This window comes from Streptomyces sp. NPDC001848 (assembly GCF_042891915.1).
In the GTDB taxonomy this organism is placed as follows: domain Bacteria; phylum Actinomycetota; class Actinomycetes; order Streptomycetales; family Streptomycetaceae; genus Streptomyces.
The window spans coordinates 233,401-251,988 of the sequence record NZ_JBIATP010000014.1; the positions used below are offsets into that span (position 1 = coordinate 233,401).

The 18,588-nt window shown below is 67.8% G+C and carries 16 protein-coding genes and 4 pseudogenes; 7 read left to right on the plus strand and 13 right to left on the minus strand.

Annotation, left to right across the window (positions count from 1 at the left end; translation table 11 throughout):
- Positions 1–388: 388 nt before the first annotated feature.
- Positions 389–1,030, minus strand: a complete 642-nt coding sequence (locus tag ACFYZJ_RS28120; RefSeq protein ID WP_388572448.1) for a TetR/AcrR family transcriptional regulator — start codon at positions 1,028–1,030, stop codon at positions 389–391.
- Between the two features lie 99 nt (positions 1,031–1,129).
- On the opposite strand from ACFYZJ_RS28120, the gene ACFYZJ_RS28125 reads away from it, so the two are divergent.
- A complete protein-coding gene (locus tag ACFYZJ_RS28125; protein WP_388572450.1) occupies positions 1,130–2,122 on the plus strand; it encodes a 4,5-dihydroxyphthalate decarboxylase in 993 nt (330 codons plus the stop codon).
- Here the strand turns inward: ACFYZJ_RS28125 and ACFYZJ_RS28130 are convergent.
- Both ACFYZJ_RS28130 and ACFYZJ_RS28135 read right to left on the minus strand, forming a co-directional pair.
- Complete coding sequence (locus ACFYZJ_RS28130) at positions 2,119–2,400, minus strand: hypothetical protein (RefSeq protein WP_388572488.1); 282 nt, start codon at positions 2,398–2,400, stop codon at positions 2,119–2,121. The genes ACFYZJ_RS28125 and ACFYZJ_RS28130 overlap by 4 nt on opposite strands.
- Positions 2,401–2,437: 37 nt before the next feature.
- Positions 2,438–2,587, minus strand: a complete 150-nt coding sequence (locus ACFYZJ_RS28135) for a hypothetical protein (protein ID WP_388572489.1) — start codon at positions 2,585–2,587, stop codon at positions 2,438–2,440.
- A 640-nt stretch (positions 2,588–3,227) separates the two neighbouring features.
- Here ACFYZJ_RS28135 and ACFYZJ_RS28140 point away from each other — a divergent pair.
- Both ACFYZJ_RS28140 and ACFYZJ_RS28145 read left to right on the plus strand, forming a co-directional pair.
- Positions 3,228–3,515, plus strand: a pseudogene (locus tag ACFYZJ_RS28140) (hypothetical protein); the annotation flags it as partial.
- 97 nt (positions 3,516–3,612) lie between these two features.
- Positions 3,613–3,738 carry a hypothetical protein gene (locus ACFYZJ_RS28145; RefSeq protein WP_388572491.1) on the plus strand — a complete coding sequence of 42 codons (126 nt, stop codon included), beginning with the start codon at positions 3,613–3,615 and terminating at the stop codon, positions 3,736–3,738.
- A gap of 527 nt (positions 3,739–4,265) precedes the next feature.
- Here the strand turns inward: ACFYZJ_RS28145 and ACFYZJ_RS28150 are convergent.
- The 6 genes and pseudogenes from ACFYZJ_RS28150 to ACFYZJ_RS28175 form a co-directional block, all read right to left on the minus strand.
- Positions 4,266–4,508 (minus strand): hypothetical protein, encoded by a 243-nt coding sequence (locus tag ACFYZJ_RS28150; protein ID WP_388572452.1) that lies wholly within the window; start codon positions 4,506–4,508, stop codon positions 4,266–4,268.
- 24 nt (positions 4,509–4,532) lie between these two features.
- Positions 4,533–5,681, minus strand: coding sequence for a WXG100 family type VII secretion target (locus tag ACFYZJ_RS28155; protein ID WP_388572454.1), 1,149 nt, complete (start codon positions 5,679–5,681; stop codon positions 4,533–4,535).
- On the minus strand, positions 5,678–6,010 hold the full coding sequence (locus ACFYZJ_RS28160; RefSeq protein WP_388572456.1) for a WXG100 family type VII secretion target: 333 nt from the start codon (positions 6,008–6,010) through the stop codon (positions 5,678–5,680). Before ACFYZJ_RS28160 ends, ACFYZJ_RS28155 begins: the two co-directional genes overlap by 4 nt.
- A gap of 341 nt (positions 6,011–6,351) precedes the next feature.
- A pseudogene (locus ACFYZJ_RS28165) lies at positions 6,352–7,438 on the minus strand (integrase core domain-containing protein).
- A gap of 336 nt (positions 7,439–7,774) precedes the next feature.
- Complete coding sequence (locus tag ACFYZJ_RS28170; RefSeq protein ID WP_388572479.1) at positions 7,775–9,322, minus strand: glycoside hydrolase family 27 protein; 1,548 nt, start codon at positions 9,320–9,322, stop codon at positions 7,775–7,777.
- Positions 9,323–9,426: 104 nt separating this feature from the next.
- Positions 9,427–10,869 (minus strand): ricin-type beta-trefoil lectin domain protein, encoded by a 1,443-nt coding sequence (locus ACFYZJ_RS28175; RefSeq protein WP_388572458.1) that lies wholly within the window; start codon positions 10,867–10,869, stop codon positions 9,427–9,429.
- Between the two features lie 1,166 nt (positions 10,870–12,035).
- Here ACFYZJ_RS28175 and ACFYZJ_RS28180 point away from each other — a divergent pair.
- Positions 12,036–13,142, plus strand: coding sequence for a ricin-type beta-trefoil lectin domain protein (locus ACFYZJ_RS28180; RefSeq protein WP_388572460.1), 1,107 nt, complete (start codon positions 12,036–12,038; stop codon positions 13,140–13,142).
- Between the two features lie 612 nt (positions 13,143–13,754).
- On the opposite strand, the pseudogene ACFYZJ_RS28185 reads toward ACFYZJ_RS28180, so the two are convergent.
- From ACFYZJ_RS28185 to ACFYZJ_RS28200, 4 genes and pseudogenes are all read right to left on the minus strand, one after another.
- Positions 13,755–14,108 (minus strand): annotated as a pseudogene (locus ACFYZJ_RS28185) (transposase); the annotation flags it as partial.
- On the minus strand, positions 14,105–14,644 hold the full coding sequence (locus tag ACFYZJ_RS28190; RefSeq protein ID WP_388572462.1) for a winged helix-turn-helix domain-containing protein: 540 nt from the start codon (positions 14,642–14,644) through the stop codon (positions 14,105–14,107). The gene ACFYZJ_RS28190 and the pseudogene ACFYZJ_RS28185, both read right to left, overlap by 4 nt.
- A gap of 59 nt (positions 14,645–14,703) precedes the next feature.
- Positions 14,704–14,889, minus strand: a pseudogene (locus ACFYZJ_RS28195) (transposase); the annotation flags it as partial.
- A gap of 369 nt (positions 14,890–15,258) precedes the next feature.
- Positions 15,259–15,540 (minus strand): DUF6233 domain-containing protein, encoded by a 282-nt coding sequence (locus tag ACFYZJ_RS28200; protein WP_388572481.1) that lies wholly within the window; start codon positions 15,538–15,540, stop codon positions 15,259–15,261.
- A gap of 276 nt (positions 15,541–15,816) precedes the next feature.
- Here ACFYZJ_RS28200 and ACFYZJ_RS28205 point away from each other — a divergent pair, with 276 nt between their 5' ends.
- The 3 genes from ACFYZJ_RS28205 to ACFYZJ_RS28215 all read left to right on the plus strand — a co-directional run.
- Positions 15,817–16,314, plus strand: a complete 498-nt coding sequence (locus tag ACFYZJ_RS28205) for a hypothetical protein (protein WP_388572464.1) — start codon at positions 15,817–15,819, stop codon at positions 16,312–16,314.
- Between the two features lie 53 nt (positions 16,315–16,367).
- Positions 16,368–17,942 carry a trypsin-like serine protease gene (locus ACFYZJ_RS28210; RefSeq protein WP_388572466.1) on the plus strand — a complete coding sequence of 525 codons (1,575 nt, stop codon included), beginning with the start codon at positions 16,368–16,370 and terminating at the stop codon, positions 17,940–17,942.
- 176 nt (positions 17,943–18,118) lie between these two features.
- Positions 18,119–18,588: ALF repeat-containing protein (locus tag ACFYZJ_RS28215; RefSeq protein WP_388572468.1), on the plus strand; the 470-nt coding region annotated here is incomplete at its 3' end.

An 18,588-nucleotide genomic window follows, 5' to 3' on the forward strand; every position in this document is an offset into this window, starting at 1 on the left:
TGCACACCCTCGGCATGCGCTTCGCCATCGAGGTCGCCTACCTCGACGACGACCTACAGGTCACCGACCAGAACGGCTCATCCGGCACTCGGAATCGCTGATCACCTGGGCCGCCATCACCCTCATGACCAGGCGAATCACCCGGCGATCCTCCCGCAGAAGCAATCAGCCGGCCTCCCGCGAAGCCCAATGGGACTGATCATTCTCAAGGTCATGGTGCTGACCTTGGCCCGCACCGGCCCGAACCCGGCCTGGGCGCCACTCTCCCACCGCCGTCCGTGGCCTGTCAGCGGAACACCACCGCGGAGTGGGCCATCATGGCGCCGGCGGATGCGGGGGTGCCGCATCCGCATGTGCAGCGGACTTGCCTACCTGAGCTGGGGAACGCTCACCGCGGAGTGTTGTCCGGGCGCTCGGCTCCGTCGAGCAACCCCCGGACGGCGTCGTTGAATCCTGCCGTGTCGGTCAAGCCGAAGGCCACACGCTGGAGCAGGAATCCGTGCAGCAGACCGATCAATACCCGTGCGCCGCTCTCCGGCTCCACGGTTTGGACAGCGCCCGCCGCTTGTCCGCGGCGCAGGGCGTCGGCGATGCTGCGACGGACCCTTTCGAAGCCCTCCAAGGCGCGGGCGTGCAGGCCGTCGTTGCGCAGCAGTTCCGACCAGGTCTGCACGACGCACTGCAGCAGTTCCTCGACCGGCACCACCTGCCCTGCGGCGTCCGTGACGGTCTCGGCACTCAGTGCCTGAAGGGAGGCGGCGACCAGGTCGCCCAGGGAGGGCGCGTCAGCGGCCACGGCCACTCGTTCCATCGGCTCGAAGATCAGCCGGAAGGCGTCCGCGGCGATTGCCAGGATGATCTCCTCCTTGCTCGCGAAGTAGCGGTAGGGGGCACCCGCAGAAACACCGGCTGCGGCGGCGATGTCCGGCATCGAGGTCTGGTGGAAGCCGCCCCGCGCGAAACACCGGCGCGCTGCCGCCACGATCTCCGCACGCTTGGCTTCCCGACGCTCGGGCGTGATGCGCGGCATGGCCGACCTCCCTCAAAGTGAATGATCGTTCATCTTGACAGGGAACCCTATCGGGCCCATCGTAAAAATGAAAGCTCATTCACGGAAGTGAGGATCTTGATGAGCATCGAGCTGACCATCGGCACCTACCGGTACGAGCACACCGAGGCGCTCTTCGACGGCCGCGTGAAGATCGACGGCGTGGACGCCACCCTTGAGACGGAACCCCTGGTCTCGGACCTCTTCCGGCACATGCTCGAAGGCCGCTACGACATAGCGGAACTCGGCTTGACCTACTTTCTGCGCACCTTCGACCTGGAGGACGCGCCATTCATGGCGCTGCCGATCTTCCCGAACCGCAACTTCCGGCACTCAGCCATCTTCGTGAACACCGAGGCGGGGATCGAGAAGCCGCAGGACCTCGCCGGCAAGACACTCGGCGAGTTCGCACTCTTCGGACACGACGCCGGCATCTGGCCCAAGGGCATCCTGTCGGACGAGTACGGCGTGACCGCCGACCAGTGCCGCTGGGTCATCGGCGGCACCAACCATCCCATCCCCGCGTTCGACTGGCTCCCGCAACCGGTGCCGGACGGCGTGCACGTGCGGCACACCGGCGACGGCCAGACCCTGGGCGCCATGCTCGAGTCCGGAGAGATCGACGCGCTCATCTCGGTCGACGTGCCCCAGGCCATGTTGCGGGGATCGACGAAGATCGTCCGGCTCTTCCCCGACTATGAGAAGGTCGAGCGCGACTACTACCGGCGCACCGGGATCTTCCCCCCGATGCACATCGTCGCGGTCCGCAAGGACCTGGTGCACCGTTCCGAGGATCTGCGCTCGGTCTACCGCGCCTTCGTCAAGGCCAAGGACCTGGCCGAACGCAAATACATCGAGGACGCCCCGAAGCAGCACATGAGCCTGGTGACCCCCTGGTTCAGCAGCCTGTTCGAACACAACCGCAGCCTGCTCGGCGAGGACTGGTGGCCCTACGGCCTGCGCGCGAACCGCAAGGCGGTCGACACCTTCCTGCGCTACCACCATGAGCAGGGCCTCTCCAAACGCCTGCTGACCAGCCGCGACATCTTCATCCCCGAGTTCCTCGACACCTAGTCGCACCGATCAGGGCGAAGCACCCACCAGTCCCGCGAGGACACCGTGTTCCACCGCGATGCCTTCGCCATCAACTGAGACCCGTCCAGGGCGGCATGGAAGGCGACGGCAAGCTCGCGGGCCCGCTCCTCGATCCGCACGCCGGGCAGCATGAAGTACACCGGACCTGCGTGATCCACGGCGGCCTTCTGCTCGCGGACCAGAGGGACGATGGCGGCCCGCAGGGCGTCGTTCACGGCGTCGTCGACGGTGTGAAACTCGGTCCGCTTCTCGCCCACGAGGGATGAGAAACAGGCACTGACCGTCCGGCCTCGTTCAGGCCGCCTCTGCGGCCGGTGCTGGGGTGGGGAGCTGCAGGCGGCTGGACATGTTCAGCCGCACCTCGCTGTAGGGGCGGATGTGCATCCAGAAGAGCGGGGTGAGCGCCCGGCGGTCCTCCTTGGTCCACTCGGGCTCGGCAAGCATGTCCTGGATCATGAGGGTGTTGACGAAGACCAGGGGCCGCCTGGAGTAGATGCAGGGCGAGGATGGACAGTTCCTGCTGGTCACGGCGGTTGCCGGCGAGCTCGCCGCTCTTGCCGAAGAAGATCACGTCGTTGGCGCCGTTCCAGCCCTCGAAGCTGCGCGAGCAGCAGCCGGATCTGCTCGTCGTCCAGGGGACGAGGCACGCGTTGAACGGTCTTGACGCGTACGGCCCGGCGAACGGGACGCTGTCGGCCGGCCCGGCCCATGAACGGGCGGTGCCGGTCGGAGACGGCCCCGGACTCCTATCTCTGCCCCCAGGGGAAAAGTAACCAGCGGGTAGCTTTCCGTTAGTCAGATGATCCGTTCCCCTCTCGCCTCCGCCTCGTTGGAACGAGTGATCCGCGATTGACGAGGAAGGAGCGGGCGTGCGCCAAGAGTGGTTCGCCGGAGGGCGTGGTCGAGTGCTGGACGCTGGTGCGATGACCGTGCAGGCCCGCGACCAGGGCCGCTACCTCGGCGGCCGCCCACCCTACGGCTACCGCCTCATCGATGCCGGACCACACCCCAACCGGGCCCTGGCCCTTCGCGGCGTACGCCTGCAGCGCCTCGACACCGACCCCGAGTGCGGGCCGATCGTGTCGTGGATCTTCGCCCAGCGCCTGGCCGGACACAGCATCGCCCGCATCACCCGCGCCCTCAACGACGCCGGCATCCCCTGCCCGGCCGCCACCGACCCCGCCCGAAACCCGCACCGAGAAGGGCAGCGTTGGGTGCTGAACACGGTGCGGCGATCCTCGCCAATCCCCGCTATACCGGTCGGCAGGTCTGGAACCGTCAGCGCACTGACCACGACCTCGTCGACCCCGCCAACACCACTCTCGGCCACCGCGACGTCATGCGCTGGAACACCCCCACCGACTGGATCACCTCCGCCCGCCCCGCACACCCGGCCCTGGTCAGCGAGGCCGACTTCATCACCGTCCAGAACCTCCACCCCCGGACCGGCGTCCCTCAGCGGGGCATCCGTGCAGCCCACACCGACCCAGGCGATCGCGCACCTCCGCAGCGAGGAGATCACCCTGACCTACGACCCCGCGACCAGAACCCTGACTGCGGACACACCCCAGGCGGAAAAGATCACCATCACCTGACCGAAGCCCACCGAACCGCCAGCGGAGGGAGCAGCCCGGCGCAAGCACCCCAACGACGAACACCCGCCCCGGCCAGGAGCCGGAAGCGGGTGCCGATCACCCCTGCCCGGAAACCGGGCCTCGTGGGGCAAATCTGTAATCTGAATCTGTGTCCGAGGGGGGACTTGACCACCGACGATACGGTCGCGGTGGCGCAGGAGCAGCTCCACCTCTGAGACTACTGTCGCCGTAGGCCGAGGTTTGGCTCTGCCGCGGGCAGATCGCACCGATCACTGGACCTCAGAGCGCCCTGCGAGGCAACCAACGTCGCTCCTCCGCAGATCGGCACGATTCGACGTCGCAAGATCCTCGGCGGACTCGTCAACGAGTATTGCCGCCCAGTCTGAGGCCACATCACCCCGTCGGGCGAATCACCGCAGGTCAACAGCGATGAGCGAATATTGGCACCCTTCAGGCGTAGCAGGCCTGCTGTTCGGCACGCTGTCGCCCTGCCGCCCCCGGCAAGGGGCCACGGGGTGTGCGGCTCATTACAGCCATACGCCGACGGCGATGATCGCGAGGCCCACGACCCCGAAGCAGCCCATCGTGGCAAGGAGCACCCGCCAAAGACCCTTTTCACGCGGCTGCTCGGCGCGACGCCACGTGGTGAAGCCCGCGGTCACACCCGCGAGGATGAGTGCACCCCCAGCAATGACGACCAGCGCCGAGAAGAAGCCCTTCCAGCCGGGGTGGTAATTCGGGTTGTTGTGGGCGACCCCCGCGAGGATCACGTTCCCCAGCTCACCGCACACAGATCACTCGCCCGCTTTCTCGGCGTCCTTGGCCAGGTTCTGGGCATCCGACTCGATGCCTGAGCCCGCCGCGTAGACCGCTGTGTTGAGGCCGGTGCTGAAGGAGTTCTTGTACGCGGAGTCGGTGAGCTTGCCCCTGTCACTGAGGTTCTCGCCGCCGAGGCTGCCGTGTTCCTCCATGTGATGGAAGTGGGCGTCGTTGGCGGCGTTTCCGGTCGCTCCGGTCACGGCGTTCGTCGCCACGTCCCACCCGATCGTCGCGCCGTCCTGATGGTTCCACACGTCGGCCGTCAGGCCGCCGCTGATGTTGCCGAGCGCCCCGTTGACTGCGCTCCCGACCCGGCCGTCGCCGCTGAGGACCTTGCCGACTGCGCCCGTCAGATGGGCGCCTTCGGCCAGCGACGCGCCACCCGCTGTGAAAGCAGCCGTTCCCAGAGCTTCCTTGCCGCCAGTGGCGAAGTCCTCTCCTACCGTGATCGGCTGGCCGTTGAGCGCCTGATTGAGCATCATGCTGCCCGAGTCGGCGACGAAGTTCGTGGCGAAGCTCTCGAGCCCCTTCTCGGCAAAGTTTCCGAGGACCTTTGCCCCGGTCGTGAGCATCTTCTCCACGAATGCGGCTGACTTCTCGGCGAGGCCGCAGAACCTCTCGATCAGCGCCGCCACCTTTTCCGCGGCCGAGGTGAAGAGCTTCACCAGGTCGATGATCCTGGCGACGCGCGAGGCCACGGCCGTGTTCGCGACGAGGTCGGAGAGGAAGCCGGTGAAGAAGGACAGCGCCGCGCCGGCCACCTCCATCTCGGCGATCTCGACGCAGATGTCGATGATCTCCTCGTTGATCTTGTCGAGCTCGTCGGCGTACGCCCGCAGCCCGTCGGCCACCTGGTGGAAGTTGTGCGCGACGTCCTTGATGACGCGCTCCTGCTCCCCCCAGTGCCTCTCGAAGGCGTCGCGGGCCTCACCGTGCCAGCCCTGCTTGTCGACGCCCTGGATCTGGACGTCGATGGCATGTACGACTTCTGTCAGCTCGTCGCCCATGGTGTCCCAGGCACGGGCGACCGAGCGGAGCGTGTCGCCGTTGCCGCCCGGGAGTTCCACCCCGCAGGCCTGGAGGATTTCCAGTACCTTGCCGTCTATCCAGCTGTTGATGCTCACGCCGGGCCTCCTGCCGGCTGGGTCGCCGCGCGGAGGTGGTCCACGGCGGTCCGGTCCGAGTCCCGGTAGTTGGCGGCGTTGAGGCGCAGCCGGTCGCCGTCGCTGGTGAGCACCCCGGGCAGCTGCCCGAGTGCCTTGAGGGTACTGTTCAACAGCGTCTGGTACTTCTCCGCCGCACCGTCGCAGGCGCCGAGCAGGCCGAAGGCCTCTCCGATCTCGGAGGCGGTCGCCGCGAAGCCTTCGATCGGCTTCGCCAGGTCCCTCGCCTCCCTGTCGAACTTCCCGGCAAGGTCGGTCAGCCTGTCGGGGTCGACACCGAACTGGCTCATTCCGCTCCCCGTAGTCGAATGCATGAACAGACCAGCAGTACCGGAGTCAGTGATCCGCAGGGAAGGGCTTTTTACGGGGTCAGAACGCGATGTTGTCATGCCCTTTGGCCAGAAGATCCACCATCTGCTTCTCGCGCAGGGCTCTCTGGACGGTGGCAGCCTTGGCGGCGCGGTTGTGGCAGCGGTGACAGGACAGCGGTGGTCTGAGTACGAGCCGGCTTCGACCCGGCTGCCGGAGTGGGCACTTTCATCAGCAGTTCCAGTGTGTCCGTACCGACCGGCCAACCCTGTGTCGCTCGAAAATACGATTCGGTGCTGTGAGCTGTGGCGAGGCCGTTCGGTCAGGCGGTCCTCTGGTACTGGTTGGTCAGGCCGCCGAGGAGGGGTTGTCGCCGGATTCGGTGGGCCTGGAGGTCGGTGACGGTGGCTGGAGGGGGTGGTTTGGTGCTGTCCGGGGGCAGTTGCCGCCGGGACTGGTGGGGGCGGTGCTGGTTGTAGTGCCGGATGTACTCGGCCAGGACCGCTTGGGCGTGGGCCTCGTTGTAGATCAGGATCCGGTCGAGGAGCTCGCGCCGGAGGGTGCCCACGGCTCTCTCGCGGATCGCGTTCGCTCTCGGTGCCTGCGGCGGGCTGAGCAGGATCTGCACGTCGTCGGCCTGGAAGACGGCGTCGAAGGCGTCGGTGTACTTCGCATCCCGGTCTCGCAGCAGAAAGCGCAGCGAGTCCATCCAGCACCCCAACGTCATGGCGAGATTCCTCGCCTGCTGGACGGCCCACTGCGCGGTGGGGTGTGCGGTGACGCCGGCGAGGTGTAGTCGGCGAGTGCCGTGCTCGATGAAGACCAGGGCGTACAGGCGCCCCAACGCCACGGTGTCGAGGTGCAGGAAGTCGGCGGCGATGATGCCGTGGGCCTGGGTGGTGAGGAACTGACGCCAAGTCGGGCCGGAGCGATGCGGCGCGGGGTCAACTCCCGAGGGCTGCAGGATCTCCCATACGGTGGACCGGGCAATGGAGTAGCCAAGGGGGACGAGCTCGCCCTGTATGCGGCGGTGGCCCCAGGTGCTGTTCTCGCGCGCCAGACGCAAGATGAGCTGCCTGACGGTGGGCGCAGTCGGGGGGCCGTCCCGGGTGGCGACGCTCGGTGAATGTCCACTTCCGGGAGACCAGGCGTCGGTGCCAGGCCAGCAGCGTGGTCGGCGTGACCGCGAAGACCTGACGCCAGCGCTCCCGCGGGACCAGCCGGGAAAGGACGGCCAGCCAGATCCGGTCGGCGGACTCGTAGCGGACCCGAGCGATCTGGCGGCGCAGCACCGCGTTCTCGTGCCGCAACGCCAGCACCTCCGCATCCTTGGCCACCCGGCTGCGCAGCACGGCGGCGGGCACTCTGATCAGATTCCGGACCAGTGCGGTGACGATCGACAGCGGCATCGAAGGATCATCCCAGGCGCCGCGGAGGCCGTTGCCCCACATGGAGAAGCTGCAGGCCAGGCTCAGAATCGTATTTCCGAGCGGGACAGTATGTGGCGCCGCCCAGGTTCCTGCTCGACGGGCCCAAGGAGAAGACGAACGCTGACGCCTCCCGTCGCAAGCGGTCCGGCCGCGGCAGGGCCGTCGGGGAATCGCGAGGACAGCCGGCGCCTCAGCACCAGGCTGTCCTCGCGATCCTCGGCAGCGTACCGAGGCCTGGAGCGGTGAGCGGACAGAGTGGGACCCGAGCGCACGATCACCTTGCAAGCGCCCCGGCTCACGCGCTGGTGGCAGGAGCTAGCCCAGGGACCACTGCTGGTTGGTCTGCCCGTTGCAGGTCCACAGTTCGGCCAGAGCGCCGTCGGCGGTGGAGCCGCCGGTGACGTCCAGGCAGAGCCCGGACTGCACGCCGGTGACGGTGCCGTTGGAGTTGAGGTTCCACTGTTGGTTGGTCTGGCCGTTGCACGGCCAGATGGCCACCTTCGTGCCGGGGCTGGTGCCCCCACCGTAGGCATCCAGACACATCTGGCTGCTGCCGCTGTAGACGGTCAACTGGTTGGCGGAGGTGTGCGTCCAGATCTGGTTGGACCCGCCCAAGCAGTCCCAGATCTGCACCTGCGTGCCGGCTGTGGTCGAGGCCCCGGGCACGTCCAGGCACTTGCCCGCGCCGACCGCGTGCAGTTCGCCACTGGCGGTGGTCGCGGTGCTGCCCCCGGCGACGCGGAACATCACCGTGCCGTGAGCCGGGACGTTCGCGCTGATGGTGCCGGTGGTGGTGGACGTCGCTCCGGTCCACAGATCGGTCAGGGTATAGCTTGAGGCCCCGGTCTTGCCGATCGCGGCGGCCGTGGTGGAGATGGTGGCGGCGCTGCCGTTCTCGTTGAAGAGGGCGACCGACACGTCACCGTTCGCCAGCGGCTTGGCCAGCACGTCGAGCCCGCCGGAGGCGGACACCTCGGTGCCCTGCTTGCCGAGGGAGTCCTGGTCCACCGCGATGATCCGCGGGTTGGTCAGCATACCGAGCGTGCTGGAGCTGGCGTTGACCAGGTTAGTCCCGCTGATCAGCGGGGCGGCCATCTCGGCCCAGAGGCTGATCTCGCTCTGGTCCTCGGTGGCGGACATGCCGTTGCCGACCTCGAGCATGTCCGGGTCGTTCCAGTGGCCGGGTCCGGCGTAGGAGGCCAGTCCGACGTTGCTGTGGAAGATCGACAGCATGCTGGAATAGCTGGCGGTGATGTCGCCGGTGGTGCGCCAGCTGTTGCCGACACCCGCGCCCCAGGTCCACACGTTCTCCTGGCCCCAGTTGCACAGGCTGAACAGGATCGGCCGACCGGTGGCGGCCAGTGCGTCGCGCATCGCGGTGTAGCGGGTCTGCGCACTGATGCCCTGGTTGTAGCAGTTGTCGTACTTCAGGTAGTCCACGCCCCAGGAGGCGAAGGAGTTGGCGTCGGTCGTCTCGTGGCCGAGGCTGCCGGGGTAGCCGGCGCAGGTCTGGGTGCCCGCTGACTCGTAGATACCGAGTTTCAGCCCCAGGGAGTGGACGTAGGCGGCGGTGCCGGAGATGCCGTCCGGGAACTTCGCCGGGTCCGGCACCAGTTGGCCGGCGGAGTTGCGGCTGCTGGTCATCCAGCAGTCGTCTATGTTGACGTACTGGTAGCCGGCGGCCTGCATGCCGTCGTTGTGCATGGCCAGCGCCGTCGCCTTGATCAGGGACTCGGAGACGTTGCAGCCGTAGGCGTTCCAGTCGTTGAACCCCATCTGCGGGGTCCGCGCCAGGCCGTTGTCCAGGGCCTGCGCGGGTGCGGCCGTGGTGAGCGCCGAGACCGGCAGCAGCGCCAGGAACATCAGCACGGTGAGCAGTAGGCCGGCGGGGCGTCCGCGGGGCGGTGCGGTCGAAGGGGTACGGAGGATCATTCGTCGAGCTCCTGCCTGATAGGGTGTTCGGCCGGTCAGCCGAGAGTCCACTGCTGGTTGGACTGGCCGTTGCAGGCCCACAGTTCGGCCAGAGCGCCGTCGGCGATGGAGGCGCCGGTGACGTCCAGGCAGAGCCCGGACTGCACGTCGGTGACGGTGCCGTTGGAGTTGAGGTTCCACTGCTGGTTGGTGCCGCCGTTGCAGTCCCATATCTCGACTTTGGCGCCGGCCGCGGTGCCGGCCGCATCGAGGCACTTGGCACCGCCGTAGACGGTGAGCTGCTTGGTCGAAGTGCTGGTCCAGGTCTGGTTCGTGCCGCCGTTGCAGTCCCAGATCACCGCCTGGGTGCCGTTGGTCTGTGAATAGCCGGGTACATCCAGGCACTTGCCCGACCCGATGGCGCGGATCGGACCCGTGGTGGCCGTGCCGACGCCACCGGTGCCGCCCCAGCCGTACTGGAGCCGGCCCAGGCCGGACTGGTTGTTGATGCTCAGTGAGTAGTTGGTGCCGGTGCCCTGGAGGGAGGTCATGGCGCAGGAGGCGTTCTCACAGGGACCAGGACCCTGCGTCTGGTTGGCGAACTTCACGCCGACCCAGAGGAGGGAGCCCATGCCCCGATTGCGCACGGTGTCGGTGAGTGCGTAGAGGTATGACACGTCGTTGGTGCCGTCCCGCGGCCCGTCATAGTTGACGCCGGTGTTCATGGGAGCGCCGAACTCGGTGAGGACGGCACGGCTGTCGTAACCGCACAGGGCGTTCTCGAAGCTGGTGACCCAGCCGGCCTCGTCGGGGTGGGTTTCTCCGCCGAGGGTGTACATGTGGATCGACAACAGGGTGCCGGTCAGGCGCGAGTCGGCCCCGACGGTGCACAGGTTCTGGTCGGACCAGGCGCCCGGAACGATGATCCTGCCCCGCGGGACACTGGGGTAGTGCGCCACCCAGGCCGCGGCCACGTCGGCCTCCTGGCCGGCGGTGTAACCCCAGGGCTCGTTCATGATGTCGAAGTAGAAGTTGCTCTTGCCGAGGTACTTGTTGATCACCACGTCCCACATTTGGTAGAAGGTCGTGGTGTCGCCGATGACGCCGTTCTGCAGCCAGGGGGCAAGGACGACGTTCATGCCCCGGTCACTGGCCGCATCGAAGGCCGCGGTATAGCTGTTCCACCAACTGCCGGAGACGGTCGCCCGGTTGAACCCCATGCGGACGGTGTTGGCACCGAGTGCCTGGTAGCCCTTGAGGATCGAGGTGGCCTTCGCGTATGTGGTCGCGTAACTGTCAGAGGTGGACAGGCCCACCGGTGTGATGTCGCCGGTGACGAAGTTGTCGTTCGGATCGGCCCAGTTCAGGCCGTGGAACTGGTTGGTCGCTGCGTGCGCGCCTGGTCCGACGCCGGCCTGGAGGCCGAGCACGGCCATCAGCAGGGCGGCGATCACTCCGATCGCCCTGAGAAGTCGGGTGCTCTGTCTGGCGAGTCGCACCGGTGCTCCTTAACTGTCCAAGATTCCATTGCTGGTTGGCGCCGCCGTCGCAGTCCCTCGTCTCGACCTCGAGAGGTGACCATTCGGTCTCTTCACGTTCACTCCGTCACGGTGCTTGGGCGCTGTCGGCCGCCGACGGGGACGGCGGGCGGCCGCGACATGGTGGGTGACCGGAAGCCCGAGAGTGGTGCGCTCCCAGGGCGGCCTGCTCGACTGGATCAACTTGGAGCCGGGGTGAAGATGCGATCGCGCCGGTCAGAGGGGCGGCCGGTGCGAACCGGATTGCTCGAAGGGCTTGATGGCGGGCCGAGCGTATGGATGAGGGGTTTCGATCGTCAAGACTTTTGTCCTATCTGATGTTTGACCATGTTGGATTACGCGCCATGACGGCGGGCGCTACGGGACTCGCGGTGAGGTCGCGGGCCGCTCGGAGCGAGGTGCGGGCGCCATGGAGGGGTGCCGATGCGGGGGTCTCCGCCGCGTACCGGCTCGCGGGTGGCGGTTTCGGGCTGTGCGGCGACGTCGCCGGGGTCCGTGGCGGCCGCTTCGGGAGGTGGGTGCCCACCCGGGGTGACGAAGGCGGGCCTTTCTTTCGCCGTTGACACGCCGTTTTCAGCCGGTCGGGGCAGCGTCGGGTGCCGCCGCGGGGGAGGCGGGGCGGAGGTGGGCGGTCTGCGGTATGCGGGGGGCGTGTGCTGGTTCAGCGCGACGAGGAGCAAGCCCTGGACAGGGCGTGATCGGCGGGTCGAGCACCAGCAACCAGACATGGGATGTCCGCGGGCGACGCCAGCAACGGAGAAAGTGGTGAACAGACCATAGGGGGCAGCATCGACAAACTAAACCACGCAGATTTCGCCCCTGCACCACCGATCCTGATTTCTAGCATTCATGGGATGTCCAAGACGAGGATCAGCGTGGTATCTGTACGAGTGCGCTTGTGGGGCTGGTTCGGGGCGACCGCTCGGTACAGGAGGGCCGGGGCAGACGGGGACGCCGGACAGGCTCGGTGTTGTCAACGCTCACCGAGCAAGAGGCTGTCCACCCCACGCCGCCCTGACAGTACGTCAGGCGGCCCATACCGACGGGACGGCACGACGGCCGAGCTGCTGACACAAACGGCGGTCAGCTCGTTGATTGAGCGCTCACTCGCAGAAGAGGACGCCTTCATGAGAAAGTTCTGGATTCTCCCCCTGCTCACACTTGTCACTGCCGCGCTCGGGGTGACGGCGACAGGTGCCACCCCTGCGTCCGCCGCCTCGAACACGCCCCTGCGGGTCATGCCGTTGGGCGACTCGATCACCTGGGGTGTGGGAAGCAGTACGGGCAACGGCTACCGGGGCCCATTGTGGAACGAGCTTGCGGCGGACGGCCACCCGCTGGACTTCGTCGGCTCGGTGCGGAACGGCTCGATGTCCGACCCTGACAACGAAGGCCACCCCGGGTACCACATCAACGAGATCGCCGCACTCGCCGACGCCTCACTGACCCGCTACCGGCCCAACGTCGTCACGCTGCATCTCGGCACCAACGACCTCATAGGGGCCTCCGGAGCCAACGACGCCATCGCCGGGCTGAAGTCGCTGGTCAACCAGATCACCGCCGACGTCCCCGACGCGACCGTCCTCGTCGCCTCCCTGATCGTGTCCACCAACAGCTCGGAGGAGCAGTGGCGGGGCACGTACAACCAGGCCATCCCCCAGATCGTGAGCGACGCACAGGCCGCGGGCAAACACGTCGCCTACGTGGACATGAGCAGCCTGACCCCGGCCGACCTGTCCGACCAACTGCATCCCAACGACGCGGGCTACCAGAAGATGGCCGACGCCTTCCACCGCGGCATCCAGTCCGCGGACAGCACCGGATGGCTCAAGAACCCCGCCCCCGCACCCGCGCCCGTACAATCCGGCATCACCGGCAAGTGCCTGGACGTCAACGGCGCCAACACCGCCGACGGGACCGCCGCCCAGATCTGGAGCTGCAACGGCGCCGCCAACCAGGTCTGGTCGCGCTACACCGACGGCACCCTGCGCTCCCTGGGCAAGTGCCTCGACGCCGCCGGCGGCAACACCGCCAACGGCACCAAGGTGCAGATCTGGGCCTGCCACGGCGGTTCCAACCAGATTTGGCAGCCCTACAACGGCGGCTACCGCAACCCCGCCTCCGGCCGCTGCCTCGACGATCCGGGCTTCTCCACCACCGACGGCACGCAACTCCAACTGTGGGACTGCAACGGCGGCTCCAACCAGAAGTGGACCACCCTGACCGCCGGATGACCCCGCTCCCGGGACCGGGAGCTTCCCGGTCCCGGGGGAACATCGATGTCCGTTGCTGCCCCGCACGACAACACCACCTCTGCTGCGACCGGGTCGGCCGCACGCCACCCGTCGGGCCGCACGCTCCGGCTGACGAGGGCCGAGCGCTGCCGCAGGAGCAGAGGCAAAAGGCCGAGATCACCACGGACGCCGCACCCGAATCACCTGCGGACACCCTGCCCACCGTGACCGCCAATGGCAAGACCCGTAGTTCGACTTGTCGCGGCACCAGCACGCCCCACGGGTCTCGGCCTGACCTGGAGCTCGGAGGCCCGGGTGTATCGAGAGATCACCGTGCAACGGGCTCGCACCACGAATGCCAACGAGCCAGCTCAGAAGCAGGTGGCGGCGGCCACGAACACGCCGAACGCTGCCGATCTCAACCGAGGCGTCAAGGCCGGGTCGGGTGAAGGCATACGCACGAAGGCCAGGCGACCGCCACCACCGAGCACAAGACGCGCGCGCCCGTCTTCGGCCAGACCTGATGACCGGATGAGAGTCGAGGCTGCGTGCCATGTACTCGAACAGCCCCGGGGCTCGTAGCCCCAGTCTGGACCGCTCTTAACACCGAATTAGGTCGGGTGCGTAGGGCGGCAGGTAGTAGATGGTCAGCCAGTCCTGGGCTGCCGCCCATTCCCGCAGGTCGGCGGCCTTGTGGACGTTGAGATTGTCCCAGACCAGGACGACCGGGCCGCCGAGCTGCCGGTGTGCGGCGATCAGCAGGTCGCGGTAATCGCGCCAGGAGAAGCTCTTGCGTCCGTCGCGGTTGCCGTCGTCGCGGCGAGGCCGGTAGATCAGCCTCGAGCGGTGGCCGGGTTTGTAGCAGGTCAGCGCTGCGATGGAGATGCGTCTGCGGGAGCGGCCACGGACCCGCACCACCGGGGTGCGACCACGGGGCGACCAGGTCTTGGCCTGCGGCGGCGTCATGGAGAAGCCGGCTTCGTCCTCGAAGACGAGCCAGGCTCCACGGGCCGCCGCGAGTCTTCCGCGCAGGGCCAGGTCTCCTTCACCCAGCCGGCCACGGCCTCGTCGTCGCGTTCCAGGGCCCGGCGGGCGGGGACCTGGCAGGACCAGCCGTTGCGGACCAGCAGCTTGCGTACGCCCTGGATGGTGTAGGTCAGGTGGAAGCGCCGGCCGATCACCGTCTTCACACGGCTCAGGGTCCAGCGCTGGTCTTCCCAGCCGTGCGCGGCCGGCCCCTTGGCCAGCTCCGCCTCCAACTGGGCGAACTGCTTCTCGCTCAGCCTCGGCAGAGATGCCGGCCCCTGCGACCGCAGAGCGCGCGGACCGCCCTCGTCCCACAATCGCCGCCACCGCTGCACCGACCGGACGCTGACCCGCAGGTCCCTGGCGATCACCGAGCTCGCCTCACCCTGGGCGAACCTCTCGGCGGCCTTCAGCCGTAACTCCTCGCGGAACTGCTGCCGTTCGGCGGTCAGCCCGCCCCCTTGTGGATACCGCATGCACCGGTGATACCCCAGCGAACGGCCAGCCGTCAGCCCCTACGACACCACGAGTTCAACCTCAGGTAGGAGCGGTTCGCGCGGGAGCCGTACGCCTTGTCCGCGCGAATCCTGTCCAGCTTCGTGCGAGGCCGGCTGGGTCCGCTCCTGGGCACTCGGATACCGTCGAGGACCGGCTGGAACTGGGGACTGTCGTGCCGCTGGCCGGCGGTGACGAGCAGGGACAGCGGCTTCTGTCGACGATCGCAACATGCGGACCACCCCGAAGGGCCCACCGTTCCCGCAGCAGCGAACCAGAGCGCGCCACCACGCTCGTCCACGAGGTCCAGCCGGCCATCACGCAGAACACGACGGCGGCCAGCGGCAGCAGCACCACCGGCGCCCACCGGCTGGCGTCTCCCTCGGGAAGCCGCTGCCCGGTCCGGTAGGAGATCTGGACCAGCCACACCAGGTACATCGCCACGTCAACCACGATCAGCACCCACATCGCGATCCGCAGCCCGAGTAACGCGCCCGGCCTGCCCATCCCTGAGCCCCCTCACCTCGTCCGGCCACGGGGAACGAGCGGTCGGGCACCCGCGACGACCAGGGCGCCTCACCCGCAAGGGTGGAGGTCAGCCGCCGTCGCCAAGGTGACCGAAGCCGCGCAGCAGCGGCTCCAGGTCGGCCCCGGCGCCACACAGCGAACACAGCCGGACGCTGGCCTTCTCCGCAGCGTCCAGGGCCCGCTCCACCGTAAGAACCGGTGCTCCGTGCGGCGCCTCCCCGCAGTCCGGGGCGTGCAGCACGGCGTCGCTGGGCCCGCGGCCGCCGCCCGACTTGGTCAGCACCCAGCCGGAAGGCCGCCAGTCCCGCGCTGCATGGTCGCAGTCGGCACCGTCGGCGAAGGCGAGCACCGTCAACAGGAGCGTCCGGCCGCGCCCGGCTGGCCCTTCCTGCAGCAAACGGTCGGCGACGGCCGCGGAATACCCTGACTGTGAATCTGCGATGTAGGTTCCGTGGGTCGTCTGTGAATCTTATTACGCTGGTTTACTTCTGACGTCGTTTTAGAATCACGGCCGACCACTCATTTTTGCTTTACGTCTGTGTGCACCGGGGGGCTGCAGATGTTATTCCGTCATGCCGTCACCCGTGCCTGGGAAGGAATCCGGGTGACTCCTCGCATCCGCAGGATGCTCCCGCTCGCGGGGGTTGCTGCCGTCCTGGCGCTTGTGGGCACGCCGATGCTCGCGTCTGCGGACCCGCAGCCGCCGTCGGGAGGCGACACGCCGCCGTCGGCGGTGGAGGACTTCGCCTACCCGAACGCGGATCAGATTCAGCAGGACAAGGGCATCAGGCTGATCAAGGGGGACGGGCACATCACCCTTGCCGCGTGTGATGAATCGGCTCAGCAGATCCGGGTCCTTACCGTGCAGGGCAAGGGCGGGAACCCGCAGGGGGCCTACTGCTTCAAGGCGACAGCCAAGGCCGGTTACCTCACGTTGGAGCTCCCGCACGTCATTGCGTTGGAGACCGCTGATCATCCGATCAGCGCGGATCTGAAGCCGCAGGGGGACCCGTCGGCGCCGGTCAAGACGGTGAGCGTGGCGAAGAACGGCTATCAGAGCGTCGGTGAGGGGAGCGCCGGGGGTGCGTCCACTGTTCTGGTGGAACTGCACGTCACGGGCTGACCGACCGACCTGCCCTGCCTTCTCACCGATCTCACATGAAACGGGGAACGTTCATGTCTGGCTTTCGTCCGCGCATCGCGCGGACTTCCGGTCTGATCGCGGCTACGTCGCTGGCTATCGCCGCCTTGTCGGGCACGCCCACGGCTGCTGTATCGGGCCCGCAGGCTTCTGACGCGGTGTCCGCCGCCACCGCACGGCTTGACATCGGCGGGCAGCGCGGCTGTTCGGCCACGCTGGTGGCTCCGCAGTGGCTGCTGACGGCGGCGAGCTGTTTCACCGACACCCCGGGCGGCCCCCTCGCCCCCGGCGCTCCGAAGCTGAAGACGACGGCGACCATCGGCGGCACCGCCCAGCAGGTGGTGAACCTCGCCCCTCGCGCTGATCGGGATGTGGTGATGGCGCAACTGGCCAAGCCGGTCAGCGGTATCACCCCGATCCCGGTGACGGGCACGGCGCCCGGTGTGGGCGACGAGGTACAGGCAGCGGGCTTTGGCCGCACGCACGACGAGTGGGTGCCCGACCAGGTGCACGCCGCCGCCTTCACCGCACAGAATGTCGGTGCCACCACGGTCGACCTGGCCGGCAAGTCGGACGGCGCCGCCGTCTGCAAGGGGGATACCGGTGGTCCGGTGCTGAGCACCGCAGCCGGTCATACGGCTCTCGTGGGTGTCAGCAGCCGGTCCTGGCAGGGTGGTTGCCTGGGCACCGATGCGGCGGAGACCCGTACCGGGGCGGTGGCTGCTCGGGTCGATGATCTGGCGGGCTGGGTCCAGCAGGTCGTCTACAGCACCACCTTCGCCAGCGCGCCGTGGAAGAGTGCCGTGCAGATGTCCGCGGGCTACTACACAGGCGGCTCGGCGGGCGGCAGCCGGCACATGGACTTGATCGTCCTGTGGGACGACGGTGAGGTCACCCTCTACCAGGGCGGCGACAGCAACGATCCCGCGCACCCGTTCGCCGCCGAGTACCAGCTGGCGCCCCGTAAGAGCATCTGGACGCATGCTGTCTCGATCACCGGTGTCAATGCCACCGGCAGCGGCACGGACGGGCTGGTGGTGCGGTGGAGCGACGGCGAGGTGACCCAGTACGCGACGGTGGATGCCAAGGGTTTCCACGGTGAGAAGCAGCTCGCCCCGCGGAATACTCCCGCCTGGAAGGACGACGCGCGTCTGGTGACCGGCGGCCGCTTCACCCCGGGCGGCCACCGTGACGATCTGCTGGTGGTCTGGAAGGACGGCCACGTGTCGGTCTTCGCTGATCTGGCGGCCAACGGACTGAGCAAGCAGACGCAGATCGTCGCCAAGAACACCACCACCTGGCCCTACGCCGGCCAGCTGACCACCGGATCGTTGACCAGCAACGCCACCGATGACCTGCTGGTGCGCTGGGTCGACGGCGAAACCACGATCTATCCGGGTCTGACCGGCAAGGCCCTGCCCGGCGAGGACCAGATCCGGCCGAGGAATTCGGAGTGGAAGGACGCCGCCGTGGTCGCCGCGGGCGCCTTCACCGCCAACACCGCCGCGAACGACATCCTCGTCCGCTGGAACGACGGGCACGTCAGCCTCTTCACCGGCGTCGACGCCAAGGGCCTGCACGACGAAACCCAACTCGCACCCGCCAACTGACGTTCCACACACCGTTCGAGGAACGGATCCGCCAAACACCGAAGGTCCGTCCCTCGGCCCGGCCCGCGCACGGGCCTGTGATCAGTGCAGGTGCCTGCGCGAGCCGGTGCACACAACCCCCCATAAACATGAGACGAATAGAGTCTGCAGTGAGACATCCACGACGCCCGCGGCGCGTGACGGCGGGAGCACAGCACGCGGTGCGTGTGCTGTGTCTGGGCCTGCTGCCCAGCGCGCTGGTACTGGGCCTGCTGGGACCCGCACCCTCCCCGGCCACGGCCGACGGAACCGCTCCGACAGACAGCAGAATCGGCGGTGCGCTTCCCGACACCGACCGTGCCAAGGTGGTGCGGCTGTGGGAGACCGGCGGGCCCGGCGTGCGCGCCGCCGCCGAAGCCGCGCTGGTCGGCAGTGACGATGACGTCAAGAACTTCCTGGCTCAGGCCTCCGACATCCAGTTCCAGGACGAGCGCGTCGCCACCGCTCAGGTCGCCAGTGTCGGCGGCACCTACCTCCAGCAGGCCGCCCGCGCCGCTCTCGACAGCAACTCCCCCGACCAGTTGCAGGCGTTCTTGAAGGACGGCTGGAAGGCGCCGCTGGAGCAGGACCAGCGTATCCGGGTCGCGCAGATCATCGACGTCAGCGG

Coding starts and splice junctions, on each gene's coding strand:
- ACFYZJ_RS28120 (WP_388572448.1), bottom strand. CDS start 1,030: ATGCCGCGCATCACGCCCGAGCGTCGGGAAGCCAAGCGTGCGGAGATC.
- ACFYZJ_RS28125 (WP_388572450.1), top strand. CDS start 1,130: ATGAGCATCGAGCTGACCATCGGCACCTACCGGTACGAGCACACCGAG.
- ACFYZJ_RS28135 (WP_388572489.1), bottom strand. CDS start 2,587: ATGCTTGCCGAGCCCGAGTGGACCAAGGAGGACCGCCGGGCGCTCACC.
- ACFYZJ_RS28160 (WP_388572456.1), bottom strand. CDS start 6,010: ATGAGCCAGTTCGGTGTCGACCCCGACAGGCTGACCGACCTTGCCGGG.
- ACFYZJ_RS28170 (WP_388572479.1), bottom strand. CDS start 9,322: ATGTTCCTGGCGCTGCTGCCGGTCTCGGCGCTCACCACGGCCGCACCC.
- ACFYZJ_RS28180 (WP_388572460.1), top strand. CDS start 12,036: ATGAGAAAGTTCTGGATTCTCCCCCTGCTCACACTTGTCACTGCCGCG.
- ACFYZJ_RS28190 (WP_388572462.1), bottom strand. CDS start 14,644: ATGCGGTATCCACAAGGGGGCGGGCTGACCGCCGAACGGCAGCAGTTC.
- ACFYZJ_RS28205 (WP_388572464.1), top strand. CDS start 15,817: ATGCTCCCGCTCGCGGGGGTTGCTGCCGTCCTGGCGCTTGTGGGCACG.
- ACFYZJ_RS28210 (WP_388572466.1), top strand. CDS start 16,368: ATGTCTGGCTTTCGTCCGCGCATCGCGCGGACTTCCGGTCTGATCGCG.